We start from the raw sequence: 9,467 nt of genomic DNA, 5'->3' as shown, positions 1-9,467 counted from the left end.
AGCTAAAGCTCTTCCGGGGTCTCACCGATGCCTATCCTCCCGTAGGAGTCTCCGTATATTTCCGGAGCTGATGTGGTGTTTCGTTCAGGTTCTCAACTTATACTTTTAGTTATGTCCCAGCCTCTTTTTTTATATTAAAGAAGGAATTAAGCGCTTTCTTATAGAATATGTTGAATATTGATATTAGTAAGGGGGACTTAAGTTGAATTTTGTAAATTATGAGAGTAAAGATGGTATATCTTACATATGCCTGAATCGTCCTGATCGCTATAATGCTCTTAACAAAGAGATGTTAGAAGAATTATTAAAGGTTGTTGATACAGTTAACCAAAACGAGGACCGTGTTGTTGTCTTATCAGGTGAAGGCAATGCATTTTGCGCTGGTGGCGATATCGCCATGATGAAGGACTTTGGAAATAGAGAGTTTTTTGATAATGTAATGGATTCCATAGCTGGTATAGTTTCTAAACTTTATATGATGCCAAAGATTGTAATTTCAGCTGTACAAGGATCAGCAGCAGGACTCGGACTAAGCTTAGCACTTACAGCGGATTATGTGGTGGCACACCAGGAAGCGAAATTCGGGATGCTATTTATTGGTGTGGGTCTTGCACCGGATGGTGGCGGGCATTTTTGGGCCGAACAACGTCTTGGTATTCAAAAAGCAAAACAATTTATCTGGGGAAATCCAAGACAGGTTAAAGGTGAAGAAGCTAAGGGGATGGGATTAGCAGATGTGTTGACAGATGGAGATGTAGTCCATGAAGCAGAAAAGCTAGGGCAAATGCTACTAGCCTCACCATTAGTTGCCATGTTAAAAACTAAAATGACCTATCATGAGGAACAATTGGAGCGATTAAATTATTATCTTGAAAAAGAGAAGCAAAATCAATGGGAACTAAGATCTTCTGATGATCATCAGGAAGGAGTTCGTGCATTTCTAGAAAAAAGAAAGCCTAGTTTTAAAGGGAAGTAATCCATTCTATAAAAAACTATTGATAGAAAGTGTGCGGTAAACGGGTTCCTACAATAGAATTAGTATTGGGTATAGATGTACGACACCGCTCCGGCAGAATACTCCGCTTTCCGCGGGCCCGGCCTCAGCCTCCTCGAGGAAAAACCACCTCTGCGGGGTCTTCGGACACGTGCTATTCCCGTAGGACAAGGAATGCTTCGTCAGCGTAATCATCGCACGAAGAAAATTGTTCTTTATTTTCGAGGAGTCTCCGTATTCTGCCTGCGCTAGTTTAAGTATTCTAATTTAAGATAGCTAATAATTTTTATGTTGTTTTTAAGTGCTTTTAATTTTCAATCATTACTAGCGTAGGAAATACACGGAGACTCCTGCGGGAGGATAGGCATCGGTGAGACCCCGCAGTGCGATAGCACGAGGAGGCTCACCAGCCGCCCGCGGAAAGCGGAGTGAATTTCCGAAGCGGGTATGTTGCGCTATCCAAAATGCTTATTTACCGCTTAGTTCCTATCAACTACTTGTTAGATTAAACAAATAATATTAAAAAGGCTGTCTTTAGAACTCAACCTAAAGACAGCCTTACTCATATTACGGAGATTTCCTATATATTATCGATGGAATAGAACCAACTTAGCCTCAGGCGATACACAACGATGTGTATGTTCTAGATACCCTTCTTTAGATAAACGTTCTTCTCCAAGCTTTTTAGCCTCTTGATCATTTTCTGCTTGGAATGATTCATCCAATAATTTTTCCCCAGTTTTTTCAAATACAGTTAAAACATATGTCTTCATATAAAGAACCTCCAGAAGTAATTTTAATGACTTATTGTTTTATATTCGACTCCAATCAGATAAAATCCTTCTCCAAATAAAATTAAAAAATATGTAAAGCGCCCTTGACATGGAGGATAAATGTATAGTAAGCTTTACGTAAAGTTAACTTTACAAAAAAGTAGGAGATAATATGAAAACATTAATACGTGAAAAACGAACTGAGAAAAGTATGACACAAGAAGAATTATCTCAAGCTTTGCAAGTATCACGGCAAACCATCATTTCGTTGGAAAAAGGTAAATATAAGCCATCACTAGTACTCGCACATAAACTTGCACAAATATTTGAATGTAGTATTGAGGATCTTTTTATCTTTGAGGGGGATGAAAATATTAAGTGACTAAACAAACAGTAATCGATTTAGGTAACAAAATTTACAGGTAGTGGGGGAATATAATGTTTAGTGAAGAATTTCTAGAAGTTCCATGGGTAGTTCTAATCTTAATTGCAAACTACTTATTTATGCTAACAATCTTTTTCGTGCAGAGGAGAGTTGGGAAGAAAAACCATCGTTATGATGAACGATATTATCAGGTGAATAATCGTGCAAAAGGTCGCACTTGGGACATTATGTTAGTAGTTATGCTTATTGCATGGCCTATTGTTATCATATTTGATGGAATCTCATTTACATTTTTCTTTTTAACAATCCTATATATGTTGCACTGCACAATTTTTGGATTTTCAATAGCTTACTATAATCGCAAAGAATAGAAAGGAGTTTCGATATGACATTACAATTGAAGAACGTAACTAAGAGATTTGGGAAGAATGTTGCAGTAAATAACCTGTCACTAGAAATACCGAATAACGAAATGTTCGGCTTTTTAGGGGGAAATGGTGCAGGTAAGACAACAACCTTCAGAATGATACTAGGGTTATTGGAGAAATCAGCAGGAGAGATTACTTGGAATGGTGAAAAAATTGATTATCAAACAAGTAGTATTATCGGTTATTTGCCAGAAGAACGAGGTCTTTATCCGAAGTTAAAGGTGCAGGAACAGATTATCTATTTAGCCCGTTTAAGGGGAATGGGGAAGAAAGACGCAGTAAACGAATTAGAAAAGTGGCTAGAACGCTTTAAAGTTCCGGAATATGTGGACAAAAAAGTGGAGGAACTGTCCAAGGGAAACCAACAAAAAATCCAATTCATTTCAGCCATAATCCATAAACCAAAACTTTTAATTTTAGATGAACCATTTTCAGGGTTAGACCCAATTAATGTAGAGATGCTAAAAGAAGCGGTTATCGATTTGAAGAATGCCGGTACATCTATTGTGTTTTCTTCCCACCGAATGGAGCATGTTGAGGAATTATGTGAGCATCTGTGTATTCTGCAAAAAGGTAATCCGGTTGTTCAAGGTTCCTTGCGTGATATTAAACGCTCATTTGGAAAGAAAAACTTAATAATACATGCTGAATTTCCGTTAGACTTTCTAGCTAATTACCGTGGAGTTGTAAAGCATAAACAGACACGGAATGGGGCTATATTGCAAATTACAAGTGAAGATGTCTCCCAAGAGATCTTTCAAGAATTACAGGGAAAAGGATTTGTTCGTAAGTTTGAACTAGAAGAACCTTCATTAAATGATATATTCATTGAGAAAGTAGGTGCAAGTTATGAATAAGTTCTGGATTATTGTGACCCAAACATATCTATCAAAGTTAAAAACTAAGGTATTCTTCATCAGTACTTTTCTAATACTTGCCTTCCTGATGATTATGGTAAACTTTGAATCTATCATTGGTGTGTTTACAGGTGATGAAGAGCAAAAAGTCGCGGTTATGGATGAATCCGGAGAACTATCAGAGTATTTAGTAGAACAACCAACTAATCAGGATGTGGAAATGGAAGTCTATACAGGGTCTTTAGAGAAAGGTCAATCGTTAGTAGTGGATGGGGACTATGCAGCGTTAGTTACCATTGACTTAAATGATAAAGGATTACCAGAGGTTACATTCTATGCAGAGAACATTGCGGATTCCGGGCTACAAACAACCATTCAACAGCAATTACAACAACTAAAAATAACCCTTGCAACTTCTCAATTAGGAATTGACCAAGGAGAGATTGCTGAGATTCTAACACCAATAACTTTACAGAAAGTTTCCCTATCTGAAAATGTAAAGACAGAGGAAGAATTTAATCAAGCTCAAGGTATTGTATATATGATGTTGATTTTACTGTATACATTTGTGATTATGTATGGTTCACTTATTGCGACTGATGTAGCAACAGAAAAGTCATCTAGAGTGATGGAGATTATCGTTTCCAGTGTTTCTCCAATTACTCATATGTTCGCAAAAATAATAGGAATCGCCTTACTAGGATTGACGCAGATCGGTATATTTGTTTTGGTTGGTCTTATCATGCTTCAATCTAAAACAGATGAAATTGGTGGGTTAATCGAATCATTTGGATTACACAATGCATCCATATCAATCATTCTATATGCAATCTTATTCTTCTTATTAGGGTTCTTCCTATATGCTACATTAGCGGCGATGTTAGGGTCTCTGGTCAGTCGAGTAGAAGAAGCAAACCAAATTGTTACACCAATTGTTCTACTGATTATGATAGGATTTTTTATCTCCATATTTGGGATGAATGCACCAGAGTCGCAAATAGTAATCATTACATCCTATATTCCGTTCTTTGCACCACTCATCATGTTCCTTCGAGTTGGGCTAGTTGAGGTCCCAATATGGGAAGTGTTACTCTCTGTCGGAATACTAATTGGAACTATCATTTTACTTGCCATTATCGGGGCGAAAGTCTATAAAGGCGCTGTCTTATTATATGGAAAATCAAATTCTTTTAAAGATATTAAAAAGGCTATCCAACTTACTAAAAAGGAGTAGGTTTGCATAGGACCACCATGAAAAGTATTTAAGGAAAGAGGGTGTAAAAAATGGCATCACAACGAAACTACTTAATAGTTGGTATCCTTTTGTCATTCATATTTACAACCAGACTAGTACTTTCATTTAATACTAACAGTGTATCCTTTATAGAATTATTAAATTGGGGATCGCTAGTATATATGGCATTTGCATTATTCTATCTTTATCCTCACTTTAAGGATAACGATGAACGAACAAAATTAATTAGACAAAAAGGTATGTATTTTTCCATTTTCATCGTTATATCGGTTCTTGTTGTTTTGTTAGCTTTGATTCAATTCACCACGGTCAATATAAGTACATTGAATATTTTACGAACATTAATATCGATTACAATTATAGCAATCTGGACATCTTGGATTATTTTGGCTAAGAAACTATGATAGGAATGATTTAAAAACCGCTTTTATAGAAGCGGTTTTTTAAATTGCAGTAAGAAAAGTTAAAACAATTAGCAGCGAACGTGCATTCGTGTTTTATTTCTGGTAAAATAAGTATCAAAGAGGAGGGGTTATATTGGAAAAGAAGATATCCTTTATTCATGCAGCAGACCTACACTTAGACAGCCCATTTAAAGGCTTATCAGATATAAATGATACACTTTTTCAAGAAGTAAGAAAAAGTACATTTAAAGCTCTTGATAATCTTGTGAAAACAGCCATCAGGAAAGAAGTAGACTTTGTACTGCTTGTAGGAGATTTATTCGATAATGAAAAACAAAGCTTAAAAGCACAAATTAGTTTACGAAATGCTTTTGAAGAGCTGCAACGACATCATATAGAAGTCTACCTATCATATGGTAACCATGATTATATAAAGGGCAATATATACCCAATTACCTATCCCGAAAATGTTCATATATTTAATGATGAACAAGTTCATTCCCTTATTTTTAATAAAGAGGATACCCCGCTAGCAGCAATTTATGGTTTCAGTTATGAAAACCGTGCTGTGACTTCGAAAAAAGTATATGAATATAAGAAAATTGATAGAGATATCCCTTTTCACATTGGAACGCTTCATGGGAGCTTAGAAAGTAATACTGAGCACGATACATATGCACCTTTTCAATTGACGGAGTTAATCAATAAGGATTTCGACTATTGGGCTTTAGGCCATATACATAAACGTGAAATACTAAAAGAACATCCATTTATTATCTATCCTGGCAATACACAAGGAAGAAATCGGAAAGAAACTGGAGAAAAAGGTTGCTATTATGTGGAATTGTCAGAGGGTAATCACTCTGTTGAGTTTATTGCCTTACAAGCAATTGAATACAACCAAATGACAGTAAATATTTCAAACTGTGAAACAATCCATCAAGTGGAACAAGCTATTACTGAAGAAATTAGAAATCTAAATCCAATGGTTCCTCAATTATTAGATGTTACGCTGCAAAGTAAGAAAACCAATATTATCGCATGGAAAAGTGATCACCTACTTGAAGACATCATTGAAATTATTAATGAGAGATTCCAAACTCAGAATAACTGGATACACATTTTTAGAACCTCCATTCAAGAGACTCGGACATTAGAGGATAGTACTTTAATGGGGGAACATTTTATCAAAGAGTTACTAGATAATGTGGAGGAGTTTCCTATACAAGAACATGTTAGTGATTTATTTCACCATAAACAAGCAAGAGTTTATCATGATTCCCTTTCGATTGAAGAGGAAGAACAAATAAAGCAAGAAGCACATCAGTTAATCGTACACGAACTATTAAAGGAATGAGGTGAGAATATGAAACTACTTCGCGCTACTATCTATGGATTTGGAAAATGGGTTGATTATGAATTGGACTTTTCAAATCAATCTTTGATTGCTTTATACGGGGAGAATGAGTCAGGTAAAACAACTATTCAACGGTTTCTATTATTTATGTTATTTGGAATGCCACCAAAACAACGAAAATTTTATCAACCTAAAACGAGTAGTAAAATGGGTGGACGTTTAACAATTTTGGATGAGAGTATAGGTGAATATACCATCGAAAGACTAGGGGATTCTCGAAATGGAGCCGCAATATGTTATACCCCAGATGGAGAAGAGCATGGGGAATCTTGGCTAAGCTTAAGACTTTCTGGCGTTGATGAAAAAACATACCGTTCTATTTTCTCTTTTTCCGCTCTTGACTTAAGTAAATTACAAGATGTAAAAGAGGAAGAATTAAGTGAAGTGTTATTAGGAATTGGCTTAACTGGTTCTGCTCGAATTCATTCGATAGAAAGAAGACTCGAACAAAAGCTTGGGGAATATTTCAAACCAAACGGGAAAAATCCTATCATAAATCAGCAACTTGCAAAACTAGAAGTACTGCAACAGGAATTGAATGAGCTTAAGGAGGAAGAGGCCAGTTATCGAGTGAAAAAGAATGCTATCTTAGAATTACAAGCAACGATTGAAGAAAATACTAAAACGATTAGGCACAAAAAAGAAAGAAAGTATCAATTAGAAAAAATGATTCAAGCTTTACCAGACGTGGAAGCGTATATTCAATACCAAACTATGCTTAAAGATTATCCTGAAGTTATTTCATTTCCAGAAGGTGGAATGGAACGTTATGAAACCTTAAAAGGGAAGCTTTTACCATTAAAGAGCGATCTGAAGGTTAGGCTGAATAATAAGTTAAAGCTTATGGAAGAAAAAGAGAACTTAGAGAATGAAAATCAACAATTTCCAATAGAGGAAGCTAGCTCAATATACTCCCAGTATATGAACTATCAGGAGAATGAACGGGAACTACTACGTATTCAGAAACAGATAGAAGAACGGAATAAAGACCTGAAATCGGAACTAATGGTATTAAATATTAGTTTAGATGAACAAATCATGGAGGATTTATATCTCCCTTTTCATTTGGAAAAACAATGGGAAGATATTAAGAGGGATATAGAAGCCGTTATACGTGAACAGGAAATGAATAAGGAAAACATTCATCTCCAAGAATCAGCATATGAACGGATTGAAAATGAATACAAAAATCTGGAAAAATCATTATTATCAAATGAGTTGAGAAATGAACTAGAAGAAATTATTAATACCCATAAAGAAAATAAATTACTTGATGCACTTCAACAAGAAAATGAACAGAAACATAAAAACTGGTCCAATATCCAGATGAAAACAATGAAAAATATTGGATTATGGCTAGGTGTAAGTATCATCATTGGACTGATATTCGGTTTAATCGCCCTTTTAGCCGATATGCCATTTCTGTTTAATTTAGCGGGGATTAGTATTGTACTAGGAATTGTGCAGTGGTTACTAGGGAAGAAATCGATTAAACAATTAGACATACTGATGAAAGAATCTACTATTCCAAATAAGATTTCTTCTGTAACTCAGGATGAAGTTCAGAGAGCAGAAAGCCTTCTCCATCTAGACCAACAGAATTATCGAGAATTAGAATTCTTAGAAGAGAAGTTAAAAGAATCTTCTATCCATCTGAGAAAACTTCTTGATCAGAAATTATTATTAGAGGAACGTGATACCAGATTAAGTGAAACTATTTCGGATCATATTGCGAATTACCCATTCTTAGAACGTGTAGAAGTGGTATACTGGCCAGAGTTGTATTGTACATTAAAGGATTTGCTGCAAGTCGTTAAGATTTTGGATGAACTAAGAATGAAAGAGAAAGAACTTACAGAATCATTATCGTATTATCAACTAAAAGTGGATAAGTTTTTGCAAGACCATGGCTTTGAAATAAATGCAAAGTCGTTATTAAGTAAGATAGATTTTATTGACTATGAAATTAATACGTACCACGACCGGGAAAAACAAATAGTTCAAACTTCAAAAATGCTGGATGATAACGCGAATCAAATTGAAGAATTGAATATGAGTTGTGAAACAATAGAACAAGAAATAAATACTTTGTTTGATTTTGCTAATGCTCAGAACGAAGAAGAATTTTACCAGAGGAATAAAGAACTTAGGGAACGGAACGATTTATGTAAGGCTTCTGATAAGATTTCAAGCTATTATTCTAGTATATTTTCTAAGGAAGAGTGGGAGAACTTGGTCACAAATTCTCCAAAGAAAAGAACTATAGAACTTGAAATCAATGAATTAGAAATAAAAATACATGGGTTGGAAGAAGAACAAGAAGTAAATCGACAACAGCTTGCGAATATTATCGTAGAGTATCAAAAACTAGAATCATCTGAAACCTATTCTAAAACATTACATAGATTTCAATTGGAAAAAGAAAAATTCATAAAGCTTTCAAAGCAATGGGCAGTTTATAAAACAGCCAAGGAATTACTTGCGGGGACCAAGGAGAACTACCGTGATAAATACCTCTCAAAAGTGATCGTGAGAACGAATTATTTCTTTGAACAGTTAACAGATGGTTTATATACTCATGTTAGTCCACCAGACGATAGCAAACCTTTCTCTGTTGAACGAGTCGATCAACTTCGCTTTACAGTTCAGGAACTATCACAAGGAACCATCAATCAATTGTATGTATCGCTTCGACTAGCCATTAGTGAAATAATGAGTGACTCCATGCACTTACCATTTATGATTGATGATGCATTTGTGCATTTTGATGATATCCGAAAGAAGCGGATGATTTCTATTTTAAAAGAGATTGCTAGTCGACACCAAATTCTTCTTTTTACTTGTAAGCGTGAGGTAATTTCAGAAATTCACGACAAAAACATACTCCAGTTGACAAATAGACTACCATTAGTGGAAAATTAGTGGTAAATTAAATGGTAAATGGAAAAGAAATT

9 protein-coding genes are annotated in these 9,467 nt (G+C 35.2%); 8 read left to right on the top strand and 1 reads right to left on the bottom strand.

The window, feature by feature from the left end:
* Nucleotides 1-202: 202 nt before the first annotated feature.
* Nucleotides 203-976 carry an enoyl-CoA hydratase-related protein gene (locus tag BN999_RS05500; protein ID WP_096270373.1) on the top strand — a complete coding sequence of 258 codons (774 nt, stop codon included), beginning with the start codon at nucleotides 203-205 and terminating at the stop codon, nucleotides 974-976.
* Nucleotides 977-1,581: 605 nt separating this feature from the next.
* Here BN999_RS05500 and BN999_RS05495 read toward each other — a convergent pair.
* Nucleotides 1,582-1,767: a YhzD family protein gene (locus tag BN999_RS05495; protein WP_096270372.1), complete on the bottom strand. Its 186-nt coding sequence runs from the start codon at nucleotides 1,765-1,767 to the stop codon at nucleotides 1,582-1,584.
* Nucleotides 1,768-1,939: 172 nt separating this feature from the next.
* Here BN999_RS05495 and BN999_RS05490 point away from each other — a divergent pair, with 172 nt between their 5' ends.
* The 7 genes from BN999_RS05490 (at nucleotide 1,940) to BN999_RS05460 (ending at nucleotide 9,435) form a co-directional block, all read left to right on the top strand.
* Complete coding sequence (locus tag BN999_RS05490) at nucleotides 1,940-2,149, top strand: helix-turn-helix transcriptional regulator (RefSeq protein ID WP_096270371.1); 210 nt, start codon at nucleotides 1,940-1,942, stop codon at nucleotides 2,147-2,149.
* A gap of 56 nt (nucleotides 2,150-2,205) precedes the next feature.
* Entirely contained in the window at nucleotides 2,206-2,523 is a 318-nt protein-coding gene (locus BN999_RS05485; RefSeq protein WP_096270370.1) for a DUF3796 domain-containing protein, read from the top strand.
* Between the two features lie 14 nt (nucleotides 2,524-2,537).
* On the top strand, nucleotides 2,538-3,437 hold the full coding sequence (locus tag BN999_RS05480; RefSeq protein WP_096270369.1) for an ABC transporter ATP-binding protein: 900 nt from the start codon (nucleotides 2,538-2,540) through the stop codon (nucleotides 3,435-3,437).
* A complete protein-coding gene (locus BN999_RS05475; RefSeq protein WP_096270368.1) occupies nucleotides 3,430-4,671 on the top strand; it encodes an ABC transporter permease in 1,242 nt (413 codons plus the stop codon). Before BN999_RS05480 ends, BN999_RS05475 begins: the two co-directional genes overlap by 8 nt.
* 50 nt (nucleotides 4,672-4,721) lie before the next feature.
* Nucleotides 4,722-5,096 (top strand): hypothetical protein, encoded by a 375-nt coding sequence (locus BN999_RS05470; RefSeq protein WP_096270367.1) that lies wholly within the window; start codon nucleotides 4,722-4,724, stop codon nucleotides 5,094-5,096.
* A gap of 133 nt (nucleotides 5,097-5,229) precedes the next feature.
* Nucleotides 5,230-6,453: a metallophosphoesterase family protein gene (locus BN999_RS05465; protein WP_096270366.1), complete on the top strand. Its 1,224-nt coding sequence runs from the start codon at nucleotides 5,230-5,232 to the stop codon at nucleotides 6,451-6,453.
* Between the two features lie 9 nt (nucleotides 6,454-6,462).
* Complete coding sequence (locus tag BN999_RS05460; protein WP_096270365.1) at nucleotides 6,463-9,435, top strand: ATP-binding protein; 2,973 nt, start codon at nucleotides 6,463-6,465, stop codon at nucleotides 9,433-9,435.
* Nucleotides 9,436-9,467 lie beyond the last annotated feature (32 nt).

Origin of the sequence: Paucisalibacillus globulus (assembly GCF_900184735.1) — a bacterium.
GTDB lineage: Bacteria > Bacillota > Bacilli > Bacillales > Amphibacillaceae > Ornithinibacillus > Ornithinibacillus globulus_B.
The sequence above is the reverse complement of the archived record's forward strand: the minus strand, read 5'-3'. Positions and strand labels throughout refer to the sequence as shown.

What these genes read in the sequence shown, in the direction of transcription:
- BN999_RS05495 (WP_096270372.1), bottom strand. Translation starts at nt 1,767, where the DNA reads ATGAAGACATATGTTTTAACTGTATTTGAAAAAACTGGGGAAAAATTA.
- BN999_RS05490 (WP_096270371.1), top strand. Translation starts at nt 1,940, where the DNA reads ATGAAAACATTAATACGTGAAAAACGAACTGAGAAAAGTATGACACAA.
- BN999_RS05485 (WP_096270370.1), top strand. Translation starts at nt 2,206, where the DNA reads ATGTTTAGTGAAGAATTTCTAGAAGTTCCATGGGTAGTTCTAATCTTA.
- BN999_RS05480 (WP_096270369.1), top strand. Translation starts at nt 2,538, where the DNA reads ATGACATTACAATTGAAGAACGTAACTAAGAGATTTGGGAAGAATGTT.
- BN999_RS05475 (WP_096270368.1), top strand. Translation starts at nt 3,430, where the DNA reads ATGAATAAGTTCTGGATTATTGTGACCCAAACATATCTATCAAAGTTA.
- BN999_RS05470 (WP_096270367.1), top strand. Translation starts at nt 4,722, where the DNA reads ATGGCATCACAACGAAACTACTTAATAGTTGGTATCCTTTTGTCATTC.
- BN999_RS05460 (WP_096270365.1), top strand. Translation starts at nt 6,463, where the DNA reads ATGAAACTACTTCGCGCTACTATCTATGGATTTGGAAAATGGGTTGAT.